Annotated in this window: 21 protein-coding genes; 12 read left to right on the forward strand and 9 right to left on the reverse strand. The window is 62.2% G+C overall.

Features of this window, described 5'->3' with window-relative positions; genetic code table 11:
• Window positions 1-109 precede the first annotated feature (109 nt).
• Window positions 110-1,618, forward strand: a complete 1,509-nt coding sequence (locus QTJ18_RS05545; protein ID WP_252753015.1) for a globin-coupled sensor protein — start codon at window positions 110-112, stop codon at window positions 1,616-1,618.
• Between the two features lie 70 nt (window positions 1,619-1,688).
• Here the strand turns inward: QTJ18_RS05545 and repB are convergent, their stop codons facing one another.
• Complete coding sequence (repB, locus tag QTJ18_RS05550) at window positions 1,689-2,741, reverse strand: plasmid partitioning protein RepB (RefSeq protein WP_252753014.1); 1,053 nt, start codon at window positions 2,739-2,741, stop codon at window positions 1,689-1,691.
• Between the two features lie 45 nt (window positions 2,742-2,786).
• Window positions 2,787-4,043 carry a plasmid partitioning protein RepA gene (gene repA / locus QTJ18_RS05555; protein ID WP_252753013.1) on the reverse strand — a complete coding sequence of 419 codons (1,257 nt, stop codon included), beginning with the start codon at window positions 4,041-4,043 and terminating at the stop codon, window positions 2,787-2,789.
• Window positions 4,044-4,326: 283 nt separating this feature from the next.
• Here repA and QTJ18_RS05560 point away from each other — a divergent pair, with 283 nt between their 5' ends.
• The 4 genes from QTJ18_RS05560 to QTJ18_RS05575 all read left to right on the forward strand — a co-directional run bounded on the left by QTJ18_RS05560 (window position 4,327) and on the right by QTJ18_RS05575 (window position 9,646).
• Complete coding sequence (locus QTJ18_RS05560; protein ID WP_252753012.1) at window positions 4,327-5,904, forward strand: ABC transporter substrate-binding protein; 1,578 nt, start codon at window positions 4,327-4,329, stop codon at window positions 5,902-5,904.
• Between the two features lie 201 nt (window positions 5,905-6,105).
• Complete coding sequence (locus tag QTJ18_RS05565) at window positions 6,106-7,053, forward strand: ABC transporter permease (RefSeq protein WP_252753011.1); 948 nt, start codon at window positions 6,106-6,108, stop codon at window positions 7,051-7,053.
• Between the two features lie 62 nt (window positions 7,054-7,115).
• A complete protein-coding gene (locus QTJ18_RS05570) occupies window positions 7,116-8,855 on the forward strand; it encodes a dipeptide/oligopeptide/nickel ABC transporter permease/ATP-binding protein (protein WP_489667213.1) in 1,740 nt (579 codons plus the stop codon).
• Window positions 8,852-9,646, forward strand: coding sequence for an ATP-binding cassette domain-containing protein (locus QTJ18_RS05575; RefSeq protein ID WP_252753009.1), 795 nt, complete (start codon window positions 8,852-8,854; stop codon window positions 9,644-9,646). Before QTJ18_RS05570 ends, QTJ18_RS05575 begins: the two co-directional genes overlap by 4 nt.
• A gap of 22 nt (window positions 9,647-9,668) precedes the next feature.
• On the opposite strand, the gene QTJ18_RS05580 is transcribed toward QTJ18_RS05575, so the two are convergent.
• The gene (locus QTJ18_RS05580; RefSeq protein ID WP_252753008.1) at window positions 9,669-10,109 is read right to left on the reverse strand and encodes a YqaA family protein; all 441 of its coding nucleotides are present in this window, start codon (window positions 10,107-10,109) and stop codon (window positions 9,669-9,671) included.
• Between the two features lie 318 nt (window positions 10,110-10,427).
• Between QTJ18_RS05580 and QTJ18_RS05585 the strand changes: the two genes are divergently transcribed.
• From QTJ18_RS05585 to QTJ18_RS05615, 7 genes are all read left to right on the forward strand, one after another.
• Window positions 10,428-11,747, forward strand: coding sequence for an ABC transporter substrate-binding protein (locus QTJ18_RS05585; RefSeq protein ID WP_252753007.1), 1,320 nt, complete (start codon window positions 10,428-10,430; stop codon window positions 11,745-11,747).
• A gap of 244 nt (window positions 11,748-11,991) precedes the next feature.
• Complete coding sequence (locus QTJ18_RS05590; RefSeq protein ID WP_252753006.1) at window positions 11,992-12,873, forward strand: branched-chain amino acid ABC transporter permease; 882 nt, start codon at window positions 11,992-11,994, stop codon at window positions 12,871-12,873.
• Complete coding sequence (locus QTJ18_RS05595) at window positions 12,870-13,832, forward strand: branched-chain amino acid ABC transporter permease (RefSeq protein WP_252753005.1); 963 nt, start codon at window positions 12,870-12,872, stop codon at window positions 13,830-13,832. Before QTJ18_RS05590 ends, QTJ18_RS05595 begins: the two co-directional genes overlap by 4 nt.
• Window positions 13,829-14,551, forward strand: a complete 723-nt coding sequence (locus tag QTJ18_RS05600; RefSeq protein WP_252753302.1) for an ABC transporter ATP-binding protein — start codon at window positions 13,829-13,831, stop codon at window positions 14,549-14,551. Before QTJ18_RS05595 ends, QTJ18_RS05600 begins: the two co-directional genes overlap by 4 nt.
• Window positions 14,551-15,252 carry an ABC transporter ATP-binding protein gene (locus QTJ18_RS05605; protein ID WP_252753004.1) on the forward strand — a complete coding sequence of 234 codons (702 nt, stop codon included), beginning with the start codon at window positions 14,551-14,553 and terminating at the stop codon, window positions 15,250-15,252. Before QTJ18_RS05600 ends, QTJ18_RS05605 begins: the two co-directional genes overlap by 1 nt.
• A 10-nt stretch (window positions 15,253-15,262) precedes the next feature.
• The gene (locus QTJ18_RS05610) at window positions 15,263-16,738 is read left to right on the forward strand and encodes a hypothetical protein (protein ID WP_252753003.1); all 1,476 of its coding nucleotides are present in this window, start codon (window positions 15,263-15,265) and stop codon (window positions 16,736-16,738) included.
• A gap of 3 nt (window positions 16,739-16,741) precedes the next feature.
• Window positions 16,742-17,401 carry a hypothetical protein gene (locus tag QTJ18_RS05615; protein WP_252753002.1) on the forward strand — a complete coding sequence of 220 codons (660 nt, stop codon included), beginning with the start codon at window positions 16,742-16,744 and terminating at the stop codon, window positions 17,399-17,401.
• Window positions 17,402-17,473: 72 nt separating this feature from the next.
• On the opposite strand, the gene QTJ18_RS05620 is transcribed toward QTJ18_RS05615, so the two are convergent.
• From QTJ18_RS05620 to QTJ18_RS05645, 6 genes are all read right to left on the reverse strand, one after another.
• On the reverse strand, window positions 17,474-19,519 hold the full coding sequence (locus QTJ18_RS05620) for a formylglycine-generating enzyme family protein (RefSeq protein WP_252753001.1): 2,046 nt from the start codon (window positions 19,517-19,519) through the stop codon (window positions 17,474-17,476).
• A gap of 15 nt (window positions 19,520-19,534) precedes the next feature.
• Complete coding sequence (locus QTJ18_RS05625) at window positions 19,535-19,915, reverse strand: VOC family protein (protein ID WP_252753000.1); 381 nt, start codon at window positions 19,913-19,915, stop codon at window positions 19,535-19,537.
• 11 nt (window positions 19,916-19,926) lie between these two features.
• Complete coding sequence (locus QTJ18_RS05630) at window positions 19,927-21,312, reverse strand: ABC transporter substrate-binding protein (protein ID WP_252752999.1); 1,386 nt, start codon at window positions 21,310-21,312, stop codon at window positions 19,927-19,929.
• Between the two features lie 10 nt (window positions 21,313-21,322).
• Window positions 21,323-22,162 (reverse strand): ABC transporter permease, encoded by an 840-nt coding sequence (locus QTJ18_RS05635; protein WP_252752998.1) that lies wholly within the window; start codon window positions 22,160-22,162, stop codon window positions 21,323-21,325.
• Window positions 22,163-22,166: 4 nt separating this feature from the next.
• Entirely contained in the window at window positions 22,167-23,177 is a 1,011-nt protein-coding gene (locus QTJ18_RS05640; protein ID WP_252752997.1) for an ABC transporter permease, read from the reverse strand.
• Window positions 23,178-23,292: 115 nt separating this feature from the next.
• On the reverse strand, window positions 23,293-24,855 hold the full coding sequence (locus tag QTJ18_RS05645; RefSeq protein WP_252752996.1) for an ABC transporter substrate-binding protein: 1,563 nt from the start codon (window positions 24,853-24,855) through the stop codon (window positions 23,293-23,295).
• Window positions 24,856-24,987: the final 132 nt, after the last annotated feature.

Below are 24,987 nucleotides of genomic sequence, written 5' to 3' on the forward strand. Positions count from 1 at the left end.
CCCAAAAAAATACCTGACAGAAACCTCTCCCGGTCAAATAAGATTGTCTTAATGATTTAATACTAATTTATGGTTGATAGAAATACATCAGCAACATCCGGAGCCAAACATGGCCACAGCCGACACCCTCAGAGAATTGTCAGATCGATTGAGCTTTGTCGGCCTGGGCGAGCAGCAGAAGCGCCAGCTGAGCGAAATGCGCCCCGTCATCACCTCCACGATCGGCGCCTCGCTGGATGTCTTCTATGAAAAGGCCAAGCGAAACAGCCATACAGCCGCCTTTTTCTCCACGCAGGATCGCATCAACCACGCCAAGAGCCGGCAGGAGGATCACTGGGGCGCAATCGCGTCCGGTGCCTATGACGGAAGTTATGTGGACGCCGTATCGGCCGTCGGCCGAACCCACGCCCGGCTGGGTCTGGAGCCCCGCTGGTATATCGGCGGCTATGCGCTCATCCTGGAAGGGATTATCAAGGCGGTTGTCGGATCGGAGCTGAAGGGCCTGTTCTTCGACAGGAAGGCACAGCAGGTCTCCGAGAAACTTTCCGTGGTGGTCAAGGCCGCTCTGGTCGATATGGATTACGCCATCTCTGTCTATCTGCAGGAGCTGGAAAACGCCCGCAAGCGCGTCGAAGCGGAGCGGCAGCAGGCTCAGGACGCCCAGACCCTGGCTTTGACGGCGCTGGACGTGGCTCTTCGCCGGCTGTCGGATCGCCAGCTGAATGTTCGCATGACCGAGGATTTGTCGGCCGAATTCACCGGCATCAAGGGCAATTTCAATCAGTCCGCCACCGAACTCGATGCCGCCTTGCAGGAAATCCGCGACGCGGTCGAGCAGGTCCTTTCCGAGGTCGGAAGCATTTCCTCCGCCACCGACGACATGGCCCGCCGCACGGAGCAGCAGGCGTCTGCGCTGGAGCAGACGGCCGCGGCGCTGGAAGAGATTACCACCATCTCCTCCGGATCGGCGCAGCGAACCGCCGAAGTACAAGTCGTCGTGCGCGAATCGGCCGATGAGGCAACCCGGTCCGGCAAGGTGGTGGAAGAGGCCATCAGCGCCATGGGCCAGATCGAAAGCTCATCGCACAAGATGACGCAGATCATCGGCGTCATCGATGAGATTGCGTTCCAGACCAACCTGCTGGCCTTGAACGCCGGTGTCGAGGCAGCGCGGGCCGGCGATCAGGGCAAGGGCTTTGCCGTGGTTGCCCAGGAGGTCCGCGAGCTTGCCCAGCGCTCGGCCGCCGCCGCCAAGGAAATCAAGACCCTCATCGATCAGTCGTCGACCGACGTCAATCGCGGCGTGGACCTCGTCAACCGCACCGGCAAGGCCCTGGTCAGCATTGGCGAGCGGGTGAATGTCATCAACGAGCACATCACATCGATTGCACAATCGGCGCGGGAACAGTCCTCCGGCATAGACGAGATCAACTCCGCCATCCGCAGCATGGATCAGATCACGCAACGCAATGCTGCGCTGATGGAGGAGACCAATGCCTCCACTCAGCATCTGTCCGGCATCAGCAATGGTCTGGCGGAACTCCTCGGTCGCTTCACCACCTCGTCCACGATGCGGCCCCAGGCCAGCTATCATGCAATGGAACGCAAGCGCGCCTGACCGGCTAGCGAAGGGTCACGCTCGCATCGGTCGCTCTCTTCGTTCAGGTCGCACCCGTCAATGCGGTCGCTCAGGCGCCTTTGTACCGATTGAAGTGATCCACCAGCATGCGGGCCGCTTCATTCAGGAAGGCATCGTCGACATCGGACACGAATTCGATCTTCGAGCTGCGCCCATCCCGTTTCAGCCTGGCGAAGACGCGTCCCGAATGATCCTTCAGATCCAGCACGCCCACCGCCTGATCCGTCTCCGGCATGGGCTTCTTGGGCCGCGTCAGATTGTCGAACAGAAGCTGAAAGCGCTGGTCGCTGCCGGATGACCTGAAATCCGGCGCAGCGATGACGCGGTCTGCCTCGCGCTTGCCGGCCTCGCTTTTCAGCAAGTCGCCAAGCTTCATCCAGCGGTCGCGTCCGGCCTTCGGCGCCGCGCCGATCATGCGGATATAGGTTTCCGGCACCGCTTCGATCACCTGGATCAACCGGGACAATTCGCTCTTCTGCACGGACAGGGCACTGCCGATGACCTTGCGGTCAAAACCCCGCGCTGCGAGATTGCGGGCGAAGATCGCGCGTTCGATGAAAGACAGGTTGCGGCGCTCGGCATTTTCCTTGCCCTGCGCCATGACCAGTTCATCATCGGTCATGGGCTTGACGACCGCCTTGACCGGAATGCCCAGCCGGGCTGCGGCGCGGATCCGGCGGTGGCCATAGGCGGTCTGGTACCGGCCCTCTTGCGCGGGGTGCGGCCGCAGCAGGACAGGAACCTGCTGGCCGCTTTCGCGCATGCTGTCCATCAGCATCTGGAAGTCGTCATCATCCTGCTGGTCGATCTGCAGGCGATCCTCGACGAAAGAGGCATCGATCTGGTCGGTCGACACGGAGACGACGTGATCGCCGCCGGTCAGCGCCTGCCGAAGCGCGCGCACCTCCTCGGCATCCTTGGCGATGGCGCCAAGGCTGAGCCCCATGGCCTTGACCGCACCGGAGGCTGCGCGGGCCGGCGGCGCCGGCTTTTCGAAAACGGAAGCATCGCCCTCTGTCCGCGACGGCGTCGAAGGGGGAGCGGACGGCGTGAAGCTTCCGGAAAACAGGGCTTTGAGTTCGCTTTTTCGGCTGCCTGCCATCAATTCTACCTTCCTCGGGGAACCGCGTCTGAGCGATCCGCCGCCTTACCAGCCCCATGCTGCATGGATGAGGGATTCAACTTCGCCATTGACCGCCATCATGGCCTCCACGGCGCGATCATAGGTCGAGCGGGTGAAATTCTCCCGGCCCACCTCATAAAGCGTTTGCTTGGTCAGTCCCGCATCGGAGACTGCCGTGGATTTCAACATCGGCGCGGTCAGGACGCGATCGCCGAACAGCGACCGCATGAAGCCGACGATCTGTGCCTGCGGGCCATCATTGGGCTCGAACCGCGTGATCAGATAGCGCAGAAAATCGAAGTTTAGCGTGCCGCCCGCTTCGCGCACGACCGACAGCAGATCCGAGGTCATGAAGAGAAACTGGTTCATCGACGCCACGTCCAGCATTTGCGGATGGACGGTGACGATGACGGATGAGGAGGCGCAAAGCGCCGAGAGCGTCAGATAGCCAAGCTGCGGCGGGCAATCGATGACGACGATGTCGTAATCCTGTTCGACCGATAGCAGCGCCGTCTGAATGCGGGCGAAGAACAGCGGGCCGGCATCCTCGCCGCTCTGGCGGCGCGCCAGCGCCTGCGGCGTCTCATGCTCGAACTCCTGCAATTCGATATTGCCCGGCACCAGATCGAGGCCCGGGAAATAGGTATTGCGAATGATCTCCGACAGCGGACGCGCCTGGTCGTCATAGCGGATGGCGCCGTAAAGCGTGTCATTGCCGGTGAGATCGAGTTCCGGCTGGTAGCCGAACATGGCAGACAGAGACGCCTGCGGATCGAGATCGATGGCCAGAACCCGGTGGCCTGTCAGTGCCAGATGCTGGGCGAGATGCACGGCCGAAGTCGTCTTGCCGGACCCACCTTTGAAATTGGTGACGGAGATGACCTGCAGGTGCTCATTTCGCGCGCCATCCCGGCGTGGAAGATAGCTGCGGGCTTTGGCCTGATTGCCTTTCGCCAGCGCCTGCTCGGCGAGATGGCTGCGCAGGGCATTGATGTCCGAGAGCGAATAATAGCGGCGCCCGCCATTGCCCGTCTCCGGCTGCGGCCCCTCCCCGGCAAGCGACAATTGCCGCAGATAGCCATCGGAAACGCCGATCAGTTTCGCTGCTTCGCCAGAGGAGAACGCCCTCAGCGTCTTGCTGGCCGCCGGCGGAAAAAGCCGCTCGCGCATGGCCTGCAATTGCTCGGACAAAGCCTTCGCATCCGCGGCAATCGCCAGATCCGCCGGCTGACGCTCATCGCTGCCGGGAAGGGGATTTGCGCTGGTCTTGCTGCGGGCCATGAAAGTGGATCCCCTGATTTACGTCATACGCAGAGCCAGCTTAGTAACAGAAGATGGCGCCAGTTACGGCACCGCCGCGAAATGCGCGGATAGCCGTTAAAGCTATGCATGAGACCGTGATTCGCGTCAACCGCTCTGGATCAGCGGGCGCACCCTTATCCGTCGCGGCGGGGCGAAAATCCGTCTTTTTGATGACAGTCAGAGGTTGTCATAGCTGTCGCGGGACTTAAGTACCGGGTCAATGGAACCGGTTCCAAGACGCCAAATCGAAAGGATAACCCCGATGAAGAGGCTGCTTCGCCATGTGATGACTGCGGCAGCGGTCACGCTGTCCACACCGCTCCTGGCTGCATTGTCCGCACCGCAGGCCTTCGCGCAGACGCCGCCGAACGTGCTGATCGTCGGGCAGATCGCCGAGCCCCAATCGCTCGATCCGCACGTGGCGACGGCCACCAACGACTTCCGCATCCTCGTCAATGTTTATGATGGCCTCGTGCGTTTCAAGAGCGGCACCCTGCAGGTGGAGCCGGCGCTGGCGGAAAGCTGGACCGTCTCCGATGACGGCAAGACCTATCGTTTCAAGCTTCGCACGGGCGTGACATTCCATGATGGCAGTCCGCTCGATGCGGAGGCGGTGAAGTTCAACTTCGACCGCATGCTGGACGAGAAGCACCCTTTCTACAATACCGGCCCCTTCCCGCTCTCCTTCAATTTTGCAGCGGTCGACAGCGTCAATGTTGTGGATCCGCAGACGGTCGAGTTCCAGCTGAAAGAGGCTTTCGCGCCCTTCCTGTCGAACCTGGCCTACCCGACCGGCCTGATCGTTTCGCCGGCGGCGGTGAAGGAGCATGGCAAGGATTTCGGGCGCCATCCTTCTGGCACCGGTCCCTTTAAATTCGTTGAGTGGCAATCGAACCAGCGCGTTGTGGTCGAAGCCAATGCCGATTACTGGGACAAGGCCCCCGGCCTCGAAGCCGTCGTCTTCCGGCCGATCACCGATGCCAATACGCGTGTCGCGGAGATGATGGCCGGCGGCATCGACGTGATGGTCGAGGTTCCGCCGGATAATGTCGCGACCTTCAGTGCCGATCCCAATTTCGCGGTCAAGGAGCAGGTCGGGCCGCACGTCTGGTTCAGCATCCTGAACACGAAGGAAGGCCCGTTCAAGGACAAGGCCGTGCGGCAGGCCGCCAATTATGCGGTCAACAAGCAGGGCCTCGTCGATAACGTGTTGCAAGGTACCGCGACAGTCTCGGCCGGCCCGATCGCGCCGGCTTTCGATTGGGTGAAGTCTTCGGTCGAACCCTACCCCTACGATCCGGAAAAGGCCAAGCAACTTCTCGCTGAGGCCAATGTCGCCGATCCCAGCCTGACCTTCTTCATCACCGAAGGCGGTTCGGGCATGCTCGATCCCGTCACGATGGGTGCCGCGATCCAGGCCGATCTCGAAGCCGTCGGCTTCAAGGTGAAGATCGAGACCTATGAGTGGAACAGCTTCCTGTCGCAAGTGAATACCGGGCTCGAAGGCAAGGCGGACATGGCCGAAATGGCTTGGATGACCAACGATCCCGATACGCTGCCTTATCTGGCGCTCCGTTCCGAGGCCATGCCGGACAAAGGCGGTTTCAATTCCGGCTATTATTCCAACCCGGACCTGGACAAGATCCTGGAACAGGCGCGCACATCGACCGATCAGGCAAAGCGGGCAGAGCTTTACGGACAGGTCCAGCAGATCGTTCATGACGACGCGCCGTGGCTTTTCGTGGCCAATTGGAAGCAGAACGCCGTGACCAGAGCCAATGTGCAGGGGTTCCAACTGGAGCCGTCCTTCCTGCTGAACCTGCGCAGCGTGACGAAATAGCCTACCGCGCGGGCTGCGCCAGACGAGGCTGGATGCCTCCGGCGCCAGAGCCGTGATCGGATCGGGTGCGCCGGGCTCCGTGTCAAAGCCGGATCGCGGCTGAAGCTCTTGGATTGAGTGCAGCCGTGGATCCAACCGGGCCGTCCCGGCCAGAGAGCCACGGGCAGCGGCCCTTCAGCCAGAAGACCATCATGGAGTGCCATGACTAGCTATATCGCAAAGCGCCTTCTGGCGGTCGTTCCGGTCCTCCTGGGACTTTCCGTAATCGTCTTCCTGGTCATGGCGCTCATCCCGGGCGATCCGGCAACCGCCATCCTCGGCTCCTATGCCACGCCGGAAAACGTTGAGCGCATCAATCGCGACCTCGGACTGGACAAGCCGCTGGTGCAGCAATACCTCATCTGGATCACCAATGTGCTGCAGGGCGATCTCGGCCGGTCCTATATCCTCAACCGGCCTGTCCTGGCGGAAGTGACGGAACGGTTTTCCGCGACCCTCATCCTGGCCGGCACCGCACTTGTCCTGTGCTCCCTGATTGGGCTGGCAGCCGGCATCATCTCGGCGGTGCGGCAATTCGGCTGGCCGGATCGGATCATCACCTTTCTCGTCCTGGCGGGAATCTCCACGCCCTCCTTCTGGCTGGGCCTGCTGCTGATCCTGGTCTTTGCGGTAAAGTGGCGGCTCTTGCCGCCCAGCGGCATGTATGCCGTCTATGGCGGCGGCGATCTTCCGGATCTGCTTCGCCATCTGGTGCTGCCTGCCATCACCCTTTCCATCGTTGCGGCAGGAGTGATTGCGCGCCTCACGCGCGGCGCCATGCTGGAAGTGCTGCGCCAGGATTTCATCCGGACGGCCCGTGCCAAGGGCCTCTCCGAACGCCGTGTCGTCTACGGTCACGCCTTCCGCGCCGCCCTTGTCGGTGTCATTCCGGTCATCGGCATCCAGGCCGGCTTCGTCCTGGGCGGCGCCGTCTATATCGAAACCGTGTTTCAGTGGCCGGGAATTGGCGCCATGCTGGTCAAGGCGATCTCGACCCGCGACATCCTGCTGGTTCAGGGCGGCGTGCTGGTGGTGGCGGCAAGCTATGTTCTCTTCAACCTTGCCGCCGATGTGGTGCAGACCATGCTCGACCCGAGGATCCGCACATGACGGAAGCGATCGTGCAACCCTCCTCACCGCCGGGCCCGGCCCGCCTCTCGGCCTTCCGGCTCATGGTGCAGAGCCGGCTTGCTGCCGCAGGCCTTGTCCTCCTGGCACTGATTGCCGTGGTCGTGCTTCTTGCGCCATGGTGGCCGCTGCCGGATCCCAATGCGACAGCGCCGGCCCAGCGCCTGCTGAGACCCCTCAGCCAAGGTCATCTTCTCGGCACCGACCAGCTCGGCCGCGACCTGCTCAGCCGCCTGATCTGGGGAAGCCGCATCTCGATCATGGTCGGCTTCGCCGCAACGCTCTTCGCCGCGCTGATCGGCTCCACCATCGGACTGATCGCCGGCTATGCCGGGGGCCGCACCGACAACCTCTTGATGCGCGGCATCGACATGGTCATGGCGTTTCCCTATATCCTGCTGGCCCTTGCCATCGTCGCGGCGCTTGGCCCCGGCCTGATGAACGCGCTCTACGCCATCGCCATCGTCAACATTCCCTTCTTTGCCAGAAATGTTCGCGGCGTGACGCTCGGCCTCTCCCATCGCGAATTCGTCGAAGCGGCGCGGCTCTCCGGCAAGGGACATGTATCCATCCTGATGACGGAGATCCTCCCCAATGTGGCTCCGGTCATCGTCATCACAATGTCCACGACCGCCGGCTGGATGATCCTGGAGACGGCAGGCCTGAGCTTTCTCGGCCTCGGCGCCCAACCGCCGCAGGCCGATCTGGGGTCGATGCTCGGCGAAGGCCGGGCGCAGCTCTTCACCGCGCCGCATGTCTCCATCGTGCCCGGCGTGATGATCTTTCTTCTGGTCATCAGTCTCAATCTGGTGGGCGACGGGGTGCGCGACGCGCTGGATCCGCGCCTGAAATCCGGTGCGCTTGCGAGGCCGGGATCGGCAACCCGCATCGCCAAGGGCCGGAAGCCGTCAAAAAACCGCCATGCCGACGCGGCGCTCTCCCTGTCTGGTCTCGATGTCGGCTTCCGCTCCGCAAATGGTTACGTGCCGGCGGTGCGCGATCTCTCGCTGTTTCTCGCCCCTGGCGAATGTCTTGGCCTGATCGGCGAAAGCGGCTCGGGCAAGAGCGTCACGGCACTCTCCGTCATGGGTCTTGTGGCCTCGCCTCCCGGTGAGATCGCCAATGGCTCCGTCTATCTGGCACAGGACGATGTGCTTGCCATGTCGGAGAAAGACCTGCGCGCCTGCCGCGGGACGCGGGTCGCCTATATCTTTCAGGATCCGCTCACCACCCTGCATCCCACCTATACGATCGGCCGGCAGGTCGAGGAGGCCATAGCCGCCCACCGGTCGCTGTCGCGCCGCGAGCTTTCCGAACGCGCCATCGCCCTTCTGGAGAAGGTGCGCATTCCCGATGCCCGGGAACGAGCGCAGCATTATCCGCATCAATTGTCGGGCGGCCAACGCCAGAGAGTGGGCATTGCAATGGCGCTGGCCAATGATCCGGACGTAATCATCGCCGACGAGCCGACCACAGCCCTGGACGTGACGGTGCAGGCAGAGATCCTCCATTTGTTGAAGGCTTTGCAGCAGGAGCGGAATATGGCGCTGCTGTTCATCACGCATGATTTCGGCGTGGTGGCGGAAATGTGTGATCGTGTCGCGGTCATGAAGGACGGCGAGATCGTCGAGACGGGGCCGACCCGCGACGTGCTGCGCAATCCTCGCCATGCCTATACGCAACGCCTGATCGCCTGCGTTCCGCAGATCGGCGAGGGCCGCGCTTTTCTCGACCGGGCCGGGCGCCTGTTTCAAACCGGCATGCGCAAGGAGGAGGCCCGATGAGCGAGAACGCCATCCATGTGCACAGACTGAGCAAGGTGTTCGGCGAAAGACGGCGGCTGCTGGGGAGCAAGGGGCACCAGGTCCGGGCACTGACGGAGGTTTCGCTCGATCTCAGATCCGGCGAGACACTGGCGATCGTCGGCGAGAGCGGTTGCGGCAAGAGCACGCTTGCCCGCATCCTTGTCGGTCTTGAAACGGCAAGTTCAGGCCGCGTGGAGATTGCCGGCCAGGACGCAGCCACGTTGCGCAAACGCGGACCCAAGGCTTTCGGCAAGACGATCCAGTATGTGTTCCAGGATCCGGTCGCCTCGCTTAATCCCAGAAAGACGATCGGCCAGAGTCTGGACGCACCGCTGCGCCTCCTGACAGGACGATCGGCCGCCGCCCGCCGAGACCGCATGCGGGAATTGATGGCAGCTGTCGAAATGCCGGAGGAAACGCTGGAGCGATATCCGCACGAAATGTCCGGCGGCCAGGCCCAGCGCATGGCGATTGCCCGCGCGCTCGCGGCCGAGCCCCGGATCATGGTGCTCGACGAACCGGTCAGTGCCCTCGACGTCTCGGTGCAGGCTCAGGTGCTTCTGCTGCTGCAGCGACTGAAGGACGAGTTCGGCCTGAGCTATCTTTTCATCAGTCACGATCTGGCGGTGGTCGAAGCCATTGCCGATCGCGTCGCCGTCATGCATTTCGGCGAGATCGTGGAGATGGAGAAAACCGGCGACCTGTTTTCGTCACCGGTTCATCCCTATACGCAGAAGCTGCTCGCAAGCGCTCCACGGCTGGATCGGTGACGCCCGCGACTTTGCCGCGTGGTTACATGAATCCCAGCGTGATGGCAGCCAGAACCAGGTAACGACTCATTTTCGATATGGTGACGAGAATGAGAAAGGTCAGAAAAGGCACGCGCAGAACGCCGGCCATGACGGTGAGGGCATCCCCGATCACCGGCAGCCAGGCGGCGAGCAGCGACCACTTGCCGTAGCGGTTGTACCAGGCTTCCGCCCGTTGCAATTTGTCTTGAGGCACCGGGAACCAGCGCTTGTGGCGGAACCGCTCGATCCCTCGCCCCAAGGCCCAGTTGACCGCCGAACCGGCAACATTGCCGATCCCGGCCGCCAGAAGCAGGGCAGAGACCGGATAGTCGCCGCTGACGATCAGCCCGACCAGCACCGCCTCCGACTGCGCAGGCAGGATGGTCGCGGCGACGAAGGCCACGGCGCAAAGACCGAGATAAACGGCAAGATCAGGCGGCAAGCGAAATCAACCCTGGCAAAGCAAATCGAGAGACCGCTTATATCAGGGATAGGGATGCGGGACATGATTTCCTGCTTCGCCGAAGTCCCTTCGAAAAGGGGTCGATATACATCTCAGAAGCTCAAAAATTACTAAGATTTATACTGCCGCAATATTCCGAGACTTGATGGCGGATCGGGCTTATTTCGGCTTGCATCCCCTGATCGGATTGCTAGTGTTCCGCCCGAAACGGCGGCGGCCAGGCCGCTCTCGAAGACGGCCGGCCCCGATAGGGGCGGCACCACCAAGCTCGGCACCGGATACGCCGAAAAGGGACTGATGATGCGCAAACACTCGAGCCTCCCGCCACTGTTATCCACGCCCGCTGCCGGGCTGTCGCTGCCGCGCCGAACGCTGTTGAAGACGATGAGCGGCGCCGCCGCCATCCTCGCAAGCCCCGCTTTGCTCCGGCCTGGCCTTGCGCAGGATGGAACCATCAAGCTCGGCGCGCCCATGCACCGCACCGGCATCGGCGCCTCCTATGGCCGCTGGTACGAGCGCACGGCAAGCGCCGCCGTCAAGCTCATCAACGAGATGGGTGGCATCAATGGTCGTCCGGTGGAGATGATCGTCGAGGATGACGGGACCGATCCCAAGCGCGGCACCGAGGTCATCGAGAAATTCGCCTCGCAATACAAGGTCGATGCGGTCTTCGGACATCTTTTCTCGCATGTGGTTGCCGCCGCCGCGCCACGCGCCGGCGAGCTGAAAATGCCCTATTTCATCTGCTCCGAGGCAAGTCTTCTGGGGGCCGGCAAGCTCAACCGCTACACCTTTCAGCCGGGCATCACCGATGTCAGGGGACAGGTAACGGCCATGGCGCCGTGGATTGCAAATACCATCGGCAAGAAGGTCACCATGATCTTCCCGGACTACAATTTCGGCCATGATCATCGTGATTTCTTCACCGCCGCGATCGAGGCCCAGGGCGGAGAAGTGGTGAAAAAGATCGCCATTCCGCCGACGGAAACCTCCTTTACCCGCTACTTCCCGCAGATCCCGCCGAACACCGAGGCGATCTATCACGTCATGGTCGGTCCGGCCGTCCTGACCTTCGTCAAGGAACTGGGAGATTATCTGGGAAGCCAGCGGCCGGAGATCTTCGGTTTCATCGACTCGCTTGAAGCGGTGGATTTCAACACGCCCCAGCTCGGCTTTCTGGAAGGCACCTATTTTTGGGAGGCCTTTCCGCGCTATGCGCAGGCCAAGCAGAGCGAATTCGATGCCTTCTTCCGCGAGAAGGTCGGCGTGGACGCCAATGGCGCAAGCCTTGCCGATCCGAAGGACATCTCGACCTATTCGCACATGTTCTCGTGCTGGGAGACGCTCTTCGTGATCAAGCAGGCCATGGAGGCCGTCAACTACAAGGGGCCGGAGCAGAAAAAGGATCTGGTACTCGCCATGGAAAGCCTGGAAAGCCTGAGCGAGAGCCAGGAGCATCCGCAGGGTGCCAAGCGTTTCAACGGCAAGACCCATCAGGTCTTCGGCAGCCAGCATATTTCCAGGGTGGAAGGTGGCAAATTGACGGTAGTCCACACAACCAGCATCGAGGATGGCCTTTACGAATCCACCGCCGATTACACGAAAATGGAGCTTTGACGCGCCTCCGGCCGGAGGCTAAGACAAGCCTGTTGAGAACCGCCCGAATCCTTTCGGAGCCCGGGCCAATCCAACGGTCTCGGGTCAGTCCGAAGCGCTCAGGCAGGCCCGGTGGCCCATAGGGCAAGGCTGGCGGAGCGTGGGGCGTCTTGAGGCCATGGCGGGGGTAACAGGCTTGGAGGCGCGGCGGATGCTGCCCGCCCTCTCCGTCTGTCGGCATAATTGATGCAGAAAGGCCGGCCGCATGGGCATGGGTCCCTATCTTCTTCTGGCCATCCTCGAAGGCCTGGTACAGGCTTCGATCCTGTGCATTACGGCCGCCGGCCTCTCGCTCGTTTTCGGGGTGATGCGGATCGTCAATGTGGCGCATGGCGAATTCGTCATGCTGGGAGCGGTTCTTGCCTGGTATGCCGCGAGCCTTGTAAGCGGTCATCCGGCAGCCGGCTTCCTTCTTGCAATCCTCATCAGCCCTTTGCTGGCGGCCGGCCTCGCGCTTGTCGCCGAGCGCTTGATCCTGAAGCGCCTCGACTACAATCCGGAAGCGACGATCGTCGCCACGATCGGGCTTCTCTATATTCTGCAGCAGGGCGTCCTCATTCTCTACGGTCCCGATGCACGCCCGGTCGATCCGCCATTCTATTACACGATCCGTCTTCCGTGGTTCGGCTATTCCGCCTACAAGCTCTCCATCATCGGCGCGGCCGTCCTCATCATGGCCCTGCTCTGGGTTTTGCAGCAGAAGACGCGGATCGGCCTGATCATGCGCGCCACCCAATATGATCGCGAGACGGCGCAGGCCTTCGGCATTCCGGTGGACCGCGTTTCGGCCGGAGTCTTCGCTCTGGGTGCGGGCCTTGCCGCTTTGGCCGGTGTCCTCGTGGTCCCTATCCAACAGGCGCATTACCTGATGGGAACCGATCCTCTGCTGCTGTCCTTCATCGTGGTCATCATCGGCGGCCTGGGCAGCATGCTCGGCACCGTGGTCGCCGCCATCGTCATCGGCCTCTCGGACGGCATATTGTCGATGATGTTCTCCCCGACGCTGGCCAAGATGGTCTCGACAATGCTTGTGGCGCTGGTTCTCATCGTCCGTCCAAGCGGGCTGTTTGGAAAGACGGTGCGATGAGCCGGGCCGATTTTCGCAAAAACCTGATCCTCACGCTCGGCATCCTCGCGGTTCTGCTGGCCCTTCAGTTCGTGCTTCCCGAATATCATGTGCTGATGGCGACCCGCATGATGCTGCTCGCCGTCTTCGCCCTCGGATACAATGCCCTGCTCGGCTATGCCGGGCTGCTCAGCCTCGGCCACGCGCTTTTCTTCGCCTTCGGCCTCTACACGGCCGGCCTTACCGTCTATCATCTGAACTGGCCTCTTCCGCTTGCCTTCGTCGGTGCGATCCTGTCCTCTGCGCTGCTCGCTCTGGTGATCGGCGCCGTCACTTTGCGCACGGCCCGCGTCTCCTTCATGATCGTGACGCTGATGTTCGCCCAGGCCGGCTATCTCCTGGTCCTTTATCTTTCCGCACTGACCAATGGCCAGGAGGGGCTCTCCCTGCCGCCCTCGGCCCGCTCGATCCCTGCCGGAAATCTGGTGCTCGACCTGACGGATGCCGCCACCCGCTACAATCTCGCATTCGCACTTCTGGCCGCCAGCCTGCTGATCCTGCTGTTCTACCTGAGGGGCAGGCGCGGACGGATCATCACGGCGATCCGAGACAATGAAGAGCGGACCACCATGCTGGGCTTCAACGTCTTTGCCGGCAAACTGGAAATCTTCACCCTCTCCGGCGCTCTTTCCGGTGCGAGCGGCGCCGCCTACGGTCTTCTCTTCGGCTATCTCGGAGCAACCTTCGCCTCCTTTCAATATTCCATCGAAGCGCTGCTGTTCACCCTCCTCGGCGGCGCGGGCACGCTGCTCGGACCGCTTATCGGCGTCGCGCTAATGGTCGTCATGATCGACAAGCTCGGCGAAATCACCAATGCCTATCTGCTGGTCATCGGCCTCCTGCTGATCGCCCTCATCCTCTGGTTTCCAAAAGGGATCCTCGGCTCGATCCGCGAAAGATGGGCGCCATGGCTGCTATGACACCTCTTTTGACGACTCGCGGCCTTTGCCGGAATTTCGGCGGCCTGAAGGCCGTGGACAACGTCGATTTTGCGGTTGTGAAAGGCGAGATCCGCGCCATCATCGGTCCGAACGGCGCCGGCAAGACAACTTTCGTCAGCCTGCTCTGCGGCCGTACAACCGCCTCCGACGGCACGATCCTTTTCAATGGGGAGGATGTCACGCGCCTGCCGGCCCATCGTCGCGTCCAGCGCGGCATGGCCTATACGTTCCAGATCACCAACGTCTTTCACCACAAGACGGCAGAGGACAATGTCCGGATCGCGGTGGAAAGCCTGGTCCGCCGCGAGGAGCATCGTCTACTCGACCGGGAGGCTGCCACATTCGAAGCGCTCGATGCCGTCGGCCTTGCGTCCGAGGCGCGCGTCCCGGCAGGCCAGCTTGCCTATGGCCATCAGCGCCTGCTGGAAATCGCCATGGGTCTGGCGCTTCGTCCCAAGCTCCTTATCCTGGACGAACCGACACAAGGACTGTCCGATGCGGATATCGAGCGTTTCGAGATCCTGGTGCGCCAGATTGCCGGTACGGCCACCGTGCTCCTGATCGAGCACAACATGCCTGTCGTCATGTCTCTTGCCCACCGGATCACCGTTCTGGAGAGCGGCCGGGTTCTGGCGGAAGGCACGCCCGACGCCATTCGCGACAATGCGCAAGTCCAGTCTGCCTATCTGGGGATGTGATGCTGACCATCGAGCGCTTCGACACGTTTTACGGCAATAGCCAGGTGCTGCGGGAATTCTCGCTCAATCTTGCTCCTGGCGAGATCGTCGGCCTTCTCGGCCGCAACGGCGCCGGCAAGACCACGGCGCTAAAATCCATCATGGGCATTCTTGAGCCGCGGCACGGGAGCATGCATCTTGATGGCGAAGTGCTGACGCATCTGCCCGCCCACCAGATCCCGAAGCACGGGATCGGCTATGTGCCGCAGGGGCGGCGTCTGTTTGCCGAACTGACGGTGCGCGAGAATCTTGAGATCGGCCTGATGACGCGCAAGACCGGCAGTGCCGCGCTTGACCGGGCGCTCTCCTACTTCCCGTCCTTGCGCGAGCGGTTTCGCCAGCGGGCCGGTACACTTTCCGGCGGCGAACAGAGCATGCTGGCGGTGGCGCGCGCCCTCTGTATCGAGCCGCGTTACCTCCTGCTGGACGAGCCGGTGGAAGGGCTGATGCCGACAATGGTGGAAACGATCCGCCAGGTGCTTCTGCGACTGCGCGACGATGGCACCGGCATTCTCGTGGTGGAACAGCGCGTCGATGCCGTGCTTCCGGTGGCGGACAGGATCCTCTTCATGGAGCATGGCAGGATCGCTGCCGAGATGGCTGGCGCGCAGGTCCAGGCCGATCGCTCGGTGCTGAACCGGTATCTCGGCGTCGGATCGTGAGGAGAGACGAATGCGCCCGCAGCTTCGGCTGATGACCCGATCCGCCCTCAAGCACGTGTGGAATCGGGACCGGACCCTGGCGACGCTCCTTCTTCTCGGTTCGCCAGTGCCGGCGCTTGCGCATGGTACGGAGGGCGCCATCGTGCTTCTCCTGCCGACGGGCTATTACATCATGGGAACGGCGCTCGCCGTGCTGGCGAGTTTCCTGATGCTCTCCGTCCTGCCGGTTGCGGCGACGACGCGCATGGCAAGAGCTCGGTCGGGCGCCGTTGCGGTTTTCCGGTTTCCGATCACGGCAAGCAGCACATTGTCCTGCCTCATCCTCGCTCTGATGGTCGCCGCCGGTTTTCTTGGACCGCGGGACCCGCTGCTCAACCCGCTGCCGGCCTTCATCTGGACCATGTTCTGGGTCTGCCTGCCCCTCCTGCACGGGTTGCTCGGCCCTCTCTGGACGGCGATCAATCCGTGGAGCGGACCGCTTGCGCTGCTGCGTCGGCTCACCGGCAGCAGGCTGGGCCGGATCCGCGTCCGACGACTGCCGGCCCGCTCGGGCTTCGCCATCGCCATCCTGCAATTCTTTGCCTTCGCCTGGTTCGAGCTCATCGATCCGGCCCCCAGCGATCCTGCGAGGCTCGCAGCAGCCGTTCTGCTCTACTGGCTGGTCAACGGGTTTGCCATGCTGCTCTTCGGGGAGCGGCAATGGCGGGCAAGGGCAGAGCCTTTCTCGATCTTCTTTGCCCTTGTCGGCCGCTGCGCGCCTCTTGCCTATCGGCGCTGCAGGGATGGCCGCTGCCAGATTTTGCTCTGCTTTCCCGGACACCGCCTTCTGTCGTTGCCGCCGCTGCCCGTCAGTGGCGTTGCTTTCGTCCTGCTCGCCCTGGCGAGTGTTTCCTATGACGGTCTGTCGCGAACCTTCCTCTGGCTGTCGCTGGTCGGGGTCAATCCGCTGGAATTTCCCGGCCGCAGCGCAATCATTCTGTCCTCGACCCTGGGTCTGCTGGCCACCTGGCTTGCCATGATGGTGCTGTTTTACGGCTCCGTCTGGCTTGGCTCCGTCTGGCTTGGCTCCGCATGGACGCGACAGCCCTCTTGGACAAGAACGGCCGGGCGGCTGATCTATAGCATCATCCCGATTGCCCTTGTCTTCCAGTTCGCCCATTACCTGACCTATGCGCTGGTGGAGGGTCAGAACTTTGCCAAGGCGATCGCCGATCCCTTCGGCCTCGGCTGGAACATCACCGGCACGGGCGGTCTGCACGTGACGACGTCCTTCCTGAATAGCTATCGGTCGGTCGCGGTGATCTTCAACATGCAGGCAGTGGCAATCGGTGTCGGCCATATCCTGGCAGTCATCATCGCACACGCCATCTTCAACGGTCGACAACCGGCCCGGCAGCGTCATTGGCTCGGCGAAGTGCCGCTGGCCGCGCTGATGGTCGTCTATACCGGTTTTGGTCTATGGCTCCTGTCGACGCCGAGAGTTTAGAATATGCGGCCATATCCCCGGCACGTGGCCGCCGGCGGGTCACGCCTTTCACGGCTGCTGGTTCTGCTGGCCTTGCACTTCGCCCCGGTTCAGGGGCTTGCCCATGAGAGCCGTTCCGTCGAGCCGGATGCGACCGGACTGGTCATCGAATCGGTCAATCACGGGGCCATGCAGGTCCTGCAGAACTATCGCCGGCCCATTCTCGCGCTGGCGAACGGTGTGACTGCGCCGGACGAGACGCTGAACGCGCTGCTGCTCTACAATCACCTGCAACACGCCAATTGCCTCTGGCTCATCATCCCCGGCAGCATCACGGATGAAGACAGCCCCTTCAATGAATGCGCGCATGCGGATCTTGCCGGGTTGAAGGCGATCCTCGCGCACCTCCGGCAGTTCCCGTCAAGCCGGCCGGCGGCGGAAGATCTGATCGGCCGGATCGATCATGACATGGTGCTCAAGGGGACCTCCTTCGTGACCTGCGCCTATAGCACCGAACGCTTCAACACCTTTTCGCAGATCCGGCCCGACTGGGCAGCGCTCCTGCCTTTCCTTTTTGGCGGCGACGGCCTCAGGCTTGGCGTCGGCATCGGCGCGCTCATCGCTCTTCTGTGGCTCATCCTGCGACGGCGGCCAGGACGGACGGATCCAGACGATAGGGGCTGACACGCCGGCAGAGTCCGCCGTGCCCCGCCAGTGGACATCAGGGCCGGACGCATGACCGGCCCTGGATCCGGATCAGATCTTCGCCACGACGATGCGAAACCCGTTGCCGCGCCAGAACCCGTCCGGCTCAAGGCTGCCGCGATAAGTGCAGCAGGCCTTCAGCTTGCCGCTGCTGAAGCAGCCGCCGCGCAGGACGCGCCGCGTGGCGGCATCGGCTGCGGGATCTTCACGGCCGTCCTCGCGATACGGATAGGCAAAGCTGGGCGTGGTCATGTCCGTCCCCCAAAGGGTCGAACACCATTCCCAGACCTGGCCCGTCATATCGAAACAGCCGTAGGGAGAACGGCCCTTTGGAAAGAGCCCGACTGTGCAGGTCGTATTGAAGCCGGCTTCTTCGGAATTCGACGCATCGTCGCGCCATTCGAGACCCCAGGGATAGAGAATGGCGTTGGCCGCATCCGCCTGGTCGCCCCTGGCTGCCCTTTCCCATTCCGGCTCGGTCGGCAGGCGGACCATTTCGTCCTGCCCGATCCGTCCTTCGCGGCGCCAGCAATCCGTCAGCCAGGCGCAATAGGCATTCGCATCCCGCCAAGTCAGATCCGTCGCCGGCGCGCTCTGACGATCGGGCGCAAACCCGTCAGGGCTCTGCCAGAAGCGCTCGGTTGCCCGGACAAAGGCGGCGTAAGCGGCATTGGTGACCGGGTAAAGCCCGATCCGGAAAGCCGCCACGGTGACGGGATGGGGCGGCGCGGAATTCGGATGCGTCTGCGCGCCCATGGTGAAGGTGCCGCCTGGCACATCCGCCAGCGCCTGCAGGTCCCGAGGATCACCGAAGGCGGACAGATAGCGTCCCGCCCGTTCCCGCTCGGCTGGTGTCAGAGAACCGGTCTCGACGATGGTCAGGAGATGATCCGCCAAGCAACGGCGCTGATCCTCCTCCACCTCCCATTCGGCCGCCAGCAGGGCGCCTCTCAGCCTTGCCTCGCCGGAGCCCTGCAGGAGAGCCTCGACAAGACGCGCTGCCTTCTCTGTTCCGGAGAGCCTTGCGGCAAGACTTCTGATAACGGGCGCAAGGAGCGCAGGATTTTGGTGCAGGGGCTCCATTGCCGCTTGCTCCGGCATGCCTGCCAGATGCCGCGCGGCCAGCAATTGCCGGATGCGCGTCACCGGAAGCAGCTCCGGATCGTCAAGCTTTCCGATCAATCCGTCATAGGCCAGGCCGCACAGAAGATTGGCCGATTGCGGGTCACCGGCGATGCGCGAAAGCCAATTGTCAGTGATCTCTTCGGGCGTCCGGCCTTCATCGTGAGCGGTGAGCGCCATGGCAAATTGCGCCGGATTGGCCGCCGCAGCGCCAAGCCCGCGACCGTTAGCGGAAAGATCAAGGCCGGCCAGTCTTTGCCCGGCGTCGATACGCTGGGCCTTCAGGAGCGGCAGCAGCGCAAAACGAACGAAAGGCGCCGGTGGGACCAGCCCGGTCGATGCGCCGCTTTCCGCCAGAGCGAGCAGGCGGATGCGGGGATTCCGCGCCTGGAACCCGGCAGCCTCCTCCAGCAAACGGAACGCACCGGCGCCCGCAGCTTCGAGACCGTCGAGGATGATCAGCAACTGCGCCCCGGAATGCTGCCACTCGGCCGAAGCAAGCAGGCTCTCGATCTCCGGCAGCGCATTGCGTAAGAGCGACGCCAGATCGGCGCCCGCAACCACGGTCACGATAAGCGGATGGACGCTCTCGCCTTCCCAGGTCTCGTCATGGCGTGTCCCGTCCTCGTTGCGTGGCACCGAGGGGGAAAACGCCGCCTCACCCGCCAGTCTGCTGACAAGGGCACGGGCGAATGTGGTCTTGCCGCTGCCCGTTTCACCGACCAGCAGAAGGGCCTCATGATCGCGCGCCATTTCGAGCGCCGAGAAATAGACCGGCGGCTCGGGCTCCGCCTGGTCCTTCAATTTTCGCAAGCCCTTGGCAGCCTTGTCCTCGAAGGTGAAATTCACCAGAAGCGGAATATAGCCGTCGCGCAGAGTAGCCACAGTGCCATCCGGTCTTGCCATCAGCGGTGCTGTGCTGAATTTTCGTGCCTCATCGGCCACTGCCTGCGTCAGGCGCTCAAGCGACATCATGAAATTCCTGTTTCTTCAAAAGAGCTTGGCCACATCGGGATCGTGGAAGCGCTGGATCTCGATGGCATAGCCTGCCGGATCCTCGAAGAAGAAATGTTCGCAGAAGCGGCCGCGCAGCATGTCTGAAAGACCCGGAACGCCGGCCTTTTTCAGCTTGTCATGCCATGCCTGGACATCCTCGCTGACGATCGTCAAGAGAACGGCGCTCTTCTCCTGATGCTTGAGATGGCCGCGATTGCCGTCGACGATGCCGAGATAGCATCTTCCTGCAATCCGATAGATGCGGGCAAGCCCCTGATCGAGCACGAGCTCGAAACCCAGGACGTCCTCATAAAAGGGAGCAACTGCGTGGATATCGTCGTAATAGAAGAAGGTGATCGCGTAGTCTTTTTCCATGGTCATGGTCCTTAACGAATGATCAGAGTGCCCTTGTGATCTATGGCCAGGCCATCCAGGCCCGGTCTTGCGGCAAAAACATCGATGGGATGCACGAGGTAGAGCCAGGGCGGATTGTCGTGCAGACGGGTGAGGCATTTGGCATAGGCCAGCTCGCGCGCGCCGTCATCCACAGCATGATTGGCGGCGGCGATCAGCCTCTCGGTTTGCGCATCGTCATAGCCCTGCCACCAGACGGCCTTCGTGACGCTGGAGATCTTGTCGTTGAGAATCCGGTAGGTGCTGTGCGGCGAGGAATCGAAGATCGCCATGTCGCCCATTTCCTTGCGCCCGATCTGGCGGGCATATTCAGGACGGTCGAGCTCGGTCTCCACCTCGACCTTCAGGCCGATCTCCTCCAGAGCGGCGGCGACGAATTGGCTGACCTGCGGCGCGCGTTCCGGCATGAAGGTCGGGGTGCGCAACCGCACCGGCGCCGATATATCGACGCCATCGAGCAATCGCCGCGCAGCCTCCGGATCATAGGCGATGGGTTGCAACGCAGCCTTGGCGGCTCCGAGGTGAAAGGGGCTGACGATCGTGGCGGAGGGCACTGCCAGACCATGGTAGATTTCGGCGGCAATCCGGCCCGTGTCGACGGCGTGATTGATCGCCAGGCGCGCCGAAGCCGAACGGAAGAGGCCCGTCTGGCAGTTGAGGTAATACATGACGGAGAGCGTGTTGACAGCCTTCCCCCACTCGAAGCGTGCGTCAAAATCGGGCGCTTCCTCCATCCGCTCCAGGTTGAGCGCGGCGTCGACGCTGCCGGCCTTCAATTGCCCATAGCGTTCATCGGCACTCTTGCAGGCGGTTGCGATGATGCGGGCGGGACCGCTATCGCCATTGGCCCTGCTGAGCACCGCACGCTGCCCTGCCTGAAGCTCGTCCACGCGATAGCGACCGGTCCCCAGGATTGGCTGACCGGGCGAGTTCAGGCGGCAGATGTAAAACTCGGAGAAGATGTCGAGAATATCGGCAAGCGGCTCCGGATTGCTGATGTCGATGATTTGCGGCGAGCCGGCCCGGATGACAGCGTGCTGCAGATAACGGGCATAGGACCATTTCATGCCGAATGTATCGACAGCCTGCAGGATACCGTCGAGGAAGGACAGAATGTCCTCGGCAATGCAGGGTTTCCCGTCATGAAACGTCGCGCCGTCCCGGATCACGAACTGCCAGTTGCGGCCGTCCGGCGAATGGCTCCAGTGCGAAAAGAGCGCGGGCCGGACAAAGCCCTTGTCCCACCGCAGGAGCGGTTCGAAGACGAGGTTCTTCAGGGTCAGGACGCTGGTATCGTCCGTCACCCGATCGGGTGGCAGAAAATCGATCTTTTCAAGGCTGATGGTCAGGCTGTCCACGATGATGATCCTAGTCGAGCTCGCTGCGGCGGCGCGGGTTGAACCAGTCGGCAAGCGAATCGCCGATGAGGTTGAAGGACAGGACCGCCAGAAGGATGGCCATGCCCGGTGCCAGGGCAACCCAGGCGGCGCTGCGCACATACTGCAGATTGGCGGAAACATCCGCGCCCCATTCCGGCATGGGCGGCTGGGCGCCAAGGCCCAGGAAGCCGAGGCTTGCCGTCTGCAGGATGGCGCTGCCGAGCGCCAGCGTCGACTGCACCAGAAGCGGGCCCAGGCCGTTGACGAAGACGTACCGCAAGAGGATCCGGTGGCCGGGGAGTCCGAGCGAAATGGCTGCCTCGACATAGGGCTTGACCGAAATACTGAGCGCCTGGCTGCGCGCCACGCGGGCAAATTGCGGTGCAAGGGTAATGGCAACGGCCAGCATGGCGTTCTGCAGGCTGGGCCCGAAGGCGGCAGACAGCGCAATGGCGAGGACGAGCGCCGGAAAGGCCAGGATGGCATCCACGATGCGCATGATGACGCTGTCGATCCAGCCACCGGCAAAGCCCGCCAGCATGCCGAAGAAGCAGCCGACGACGAAGGCGATGGCCACCACACCGACGCCGATCGTCAGCGTTGCACGCCCGCCATACATGATGCGTGTCAGCACATCGCGGCCGAAGGCATCGGTTCCCAGCCAGTGATCGAGGCTCGGTGGTGCGAGCTTGTGCAGGATATCGAGCTTGGTCGGCGTGTAACTCGTCAGCCATGGCCCGATAACGATCAGGCCGATCAGGAGAACGAGGATCACCAGGCCAATGAGAGCGAGCGTGTTTCGCCGCAGGAACAACAACATCTCATTCATGGTCTCAGCCCATCTTCCTGCGGACGCGTGGATCCAGAACGCCGTACAGGACGTCGACGATGATGGAGGTCAGGACGAACAGCAGCGCGAAGACCAGCGTCGTGCCCTGGATGACCGGATAATCGCGGTTCTTGATCGCCTCGAACATATAGCGGCCGATACCCGGCCAGGCGAAGATGGTTTCGGTCAGGATGGCGCCCCCGAGCATCTCGGCAAATTTCAGGCCGACGATCGTCACCGCCGGCAGCAGCGAATTGCGCAGACCATGATTGAGAACGACGTCCCGGCGGCGCAGGCCCTTGGCTTTTGCCGTCCGGATGAAGTCCTCTCCCATGACATCCAGCATGGTATTGCGCACGAAACGGCCAAGCGTTGCTGCCAGGAAGGCGGCAAGCACAGCCGTCGGCAGGATCAGATGCTGCACGGCACTGAGCGCGCCGTCCAGGTTGCCGGTCAACAGGCCGTCGAGGATGGCAAAGCCCGTCACGCGCTCGACCGGCAGATAGGGGCTGAAGCGACCGGACACCGGCAGCCAGCCCAGATAGGTTGCAAAGATGAGCTGCAGCACCAGCGCCAGCAGGAAGGCCGGCATGGAGACGCCGATCAGCGACACGACGCGCGTGACGTGATCGAAGAGGGAATTCGGGCGCGTGGCCGACAGCACGCCGATCGGAATGCCGAAAATGATGGCGACCAGCACGGCCAGGACGGAGAGTTCGATGGTTGCCGGCAGACGCTGCAGGATTTCCTGGGCAACAGGCTGGCCGGTCTTCAGCGAGACGCCGAAATCTCCGACGAACAGCCCGGTCACGTAGTGGTAGAACTGCAGGATGACGGATTCATCCAGATTGAGCTGGGCGCGCAATGCCTCGATCTGCTGCTGCGTGGCGCCCGGCCCGAGAAGCGTGGTGGCCGGATCGCCCGGAATGATGCGCACCAGCGAAAAGACGATCACCAGGACGATACACATGACGGGTATCAGCGCGATCAGGCGGCGTAGGATGAAACTCGCCATGTCTGTTGTTCACTCTCTTCCTGCGGAACCGCCGCCTGGCGGCGGACTGCATATGCTAAAGACCTGGAACGTCAGCCGGCGACACTTTGCCGCCGGCCGACGCGTCGCGCAGGCCTTATTTCTTGGAAACGGACCAGTATTCGTTGAGCGGCGGTGCGCTGTTGACGACAAGCCCCTCGACATTGGCCCGGGTAAAGACGATCAACTTCGGGCTGAAGAGATAGGCGCCCGGCACCCGTTCAGCGATCTTTTCCTGCACCGTGAAGTAGAGCTGCTTGCGGGCTTCCATGTCGGGCGTCTGCTGTGCCTTCAGGATCAGAGCATCAAGTTCCTCATCCTTCGGCATGCGGAAGGTCATCGCCGTATCGGCAAGGCTCGACAGGTAACCGATGGTGATATGGGCGTCGGGATCATTGTACCATGGCTGGCGGCCGTCCAGCGCGACATCGAACTGTCCTGCCGTCTGCAGGCCACGCAGCGCCGGAAACTCCGTCTGCTCGATGGTGGCGGTGATGCCGATATCGGCAAGATTGGCCTGAACGAAGGTTGCGACCGCGCCCCAGAGCGGGCCCTGGAAGCTGTAGAGCTTCAAATTGAGCGATGAGGGATCGATGCCGGCCTCCGACAGCAGCGATTTCGCCAGGTCGGGATCATATTTCGGCGCCATTTCCTTCATTTTCGGATTGAACGCCCAGCTATTGCTGGTCAGCGGACCATAGACCCGTTCCGCCGTGCCACCGAACACACCCTCGAGAAGACCATCATAATCGATGGCGTGAGCAATGGCCTGACGTGCCTTCAGATTGGAGAAAGGACCATCGGTCTTGCTGTTGTTGAATTCGAGCTGACGAATGATCTGGCTGGATGTTTCCAGAACCTTCACATCCGCATTCGCCTTCAGCGCCTCGATGTCTTCCGCTGCAATTGCCGAAAGCTGACCCTGCTGCTGGACGATGTCGACGCCGCCGCCTTCAAGCTCGAGGCGACGCGTGGAGGCATCCGGAATGATGCGATAGATGATCTGCTGCAGCTTCGGCGCGCCGCGGAAATAGTCCGGATTGGCTTCGAGCACGACATTCGTGTCGGCCTGGGCGCTCTTGAAGGAGAAGGGTCCCGTGCCGACAGGGTTGGAGGCGAACTGATCACCGTATTTCTTTACGGCAGTCGGGCTGACGATCGCAGCTTGCGGCTGGGCGAGAATCGACAGGAAGGCCGGATAGGCGGCCGAAAGCGTGACCTTGAGCTCGGTCGGGGACACCACGGTGATGTCCTGGATCAGGTCGAACGTGGCTTTGACATAGGGATTGGTCGTCTTCGTACGTTCCAGCGAGAACTTGACCGCTTCCGCGTCGAAGGCGGTGCCATCCTGGAATTTTACGCCTTCCCGCAGCTTGAAATCGAAGACCTTGCCATCGTCGGAGACTGTCCAGCTCGTTGCCAGGCGGCCTTCGAGGGCCTTGAAGTCGGGCGCGGTCCAGGCGACCAGCGTGTCGAAGACATTCAAGATGATTTCGCTGCCGATCGGTTCGGCACGGTTCGTGCCCGGCTCCAGGCTGACCGGATCAGACGGCACAGCCACGACCAGGGTCTTCAGCCTTGCATCATCCTGCCCATAGGCAGCCGAGGCAAGCAGCGGCAAGGCCACCGCAGCGGCCGCAATGCGTTTCCAGATAGTCATCAGTTCACCCCTTTTGTTGTCACCGAGCAGGCCGGGCATCGTCGGTCTCGCCCGTTTCCTTCTGTGATATACTACGAAATATATCAAGACTGCCGAGGCTGTAAAGCCACGCTGGCGCAGAATTGAACACGC

Source organism: Rhizobium sp. SSA_523, assembly GCF_030435705.1.
Classification (GTDB): domain Bacteria; phylum Pseudomonadota; class Alphaproteobacteria; order Rhizobiales; family Rhizobiaceae; genus Neorhizobium.

Coding starts and splice junctions, on each gene's coding strand:
- QTJ18_RS05615 (WP_252753002.1), top strand. CDS start 16,742: ATGCGGCCATATCCCCGGCACGTGGCCGCCGGCGGGTCACGCCTTTCA.
- QTJ18_RS05585 (WP_252753007.1), top strand. CDS start 10,428: ATGATGCGCAAACACTCGAGCCTCCCGCCACTGTTATCCACGCCCGCT.
- QTJ18_RS05545 (WP_252753015.1), top strand. CDS start 110: ATGGCCACAGCCGACACCCTCAGAGAATTGTCAGATCGATTGAGCTTT.
- QTJ18_RS05605 (WP_252753004.1), top strand. CDS start 14,551: ATGCTGACCATCGAGCGCTTCGACACGTTTTACGGCAATAGCCAGGTG.
- QTJ18_RS05560 (WP_252753012.1), top strand. CDS start 4,327: ATGAAGAGGCTGCTTCGCCATGTGATGACTGCGGCAGCGGTCACGCTG.
- repB (WP_252753014.1), bottom strand. CDS start 2,741: ATGGCAGGCAGCCGAAAAAGCGAACTCAAAGCCCTGTTTTCCGGAAGC.
- QTJ18_RS05620 (WP_252753001.1), bottom strand. CDS start 19,519: ATGATGTCGCTTGAGCGCCTGACGCAGGCAGTGGCCGATGAGGCACGA.
- QTJ18_RS05565 (WP_252753011.1), top strand. CDS start 6,106: ATGACTAGCTATATCGCAAAGCGCCTTCTGGCGGTCGTTCCGGTCCTC.
- QTJ18_RS05600 (WP_252753302.1), top strand. CDS start 13,829: ATGACACCTCTTTTGACGACTCGCGGCCTTTGCCGGAATTTCGGCGGC.
- QTJ18_RS05625 (WP_252753000.1), bottom strand. CDS start 19,915: ATGGAAAAAGACTACGCGATCACCTTCTTCTATTACGACGATATCCAC.
- QTJ18_RS05575 (WP_252753009.1), top strand. CDS start 8,852: ATGAGCGAGAACGCCATCCATGTGCACAGACTGAGCAAGGTGTTCGGC.
- QTJ18_RS05640 (WP_252752997.1), bottom strand. CDS start 23,177: ATGGCGAGTTTCATCCTACGCCGCCTGATCGCGCTGATACCCGTCATG.
- QTJ18_RS05635 (WP_252752998.1), bottom strand. CDS start 22,162: ATGAATGAGATGTTGTTGTTCCTGCGGCGAAACACGCTCGCTCTCATT.
- QTJ18_RS05595 (WP_252753005.1), top strand. CDS start 12,870: ATGAGCCGGGCCGATTTTCGCAAAAACCTGATCCTCACGCTCGGCATC.
- QTJ18_RS05570 (WP_489667213.1), top strand. CDS start 7,116: ATGGTGCAGAGCCGGCTTGCTGCCGCAGGCCTTGTCCTCCTGGCACTG.
- QTJ18_RS05645 (WP_252752996.1), bottom strand. CDS start 24,855: ATGACTATCTGGAAACGCATTGCGGCCGCTGCGGTGGCCTTGCCGCTG.
- QTJ18_RS05590 (WP_252753006.1), top strand. CDS start 11,992: ATGGGCATGGGTCCCTATCTTCTTCTGGCCATCCTCGAAGGCCTGGTA.
- repA (WP_252753013.1), bottom strand. CDS start 4,043: ATGGCCCGCAGCAAGACCAGCGCAAATCCCCTTCCCGGCAGCGATGAG.
- QTJ18_RS05610 (WP_252753003.1), top strand. CDS start 15,263: ATGCGCCCGCAGCTTCGGCTGATGACCCGATCCGCCCTCAAGCACGTG.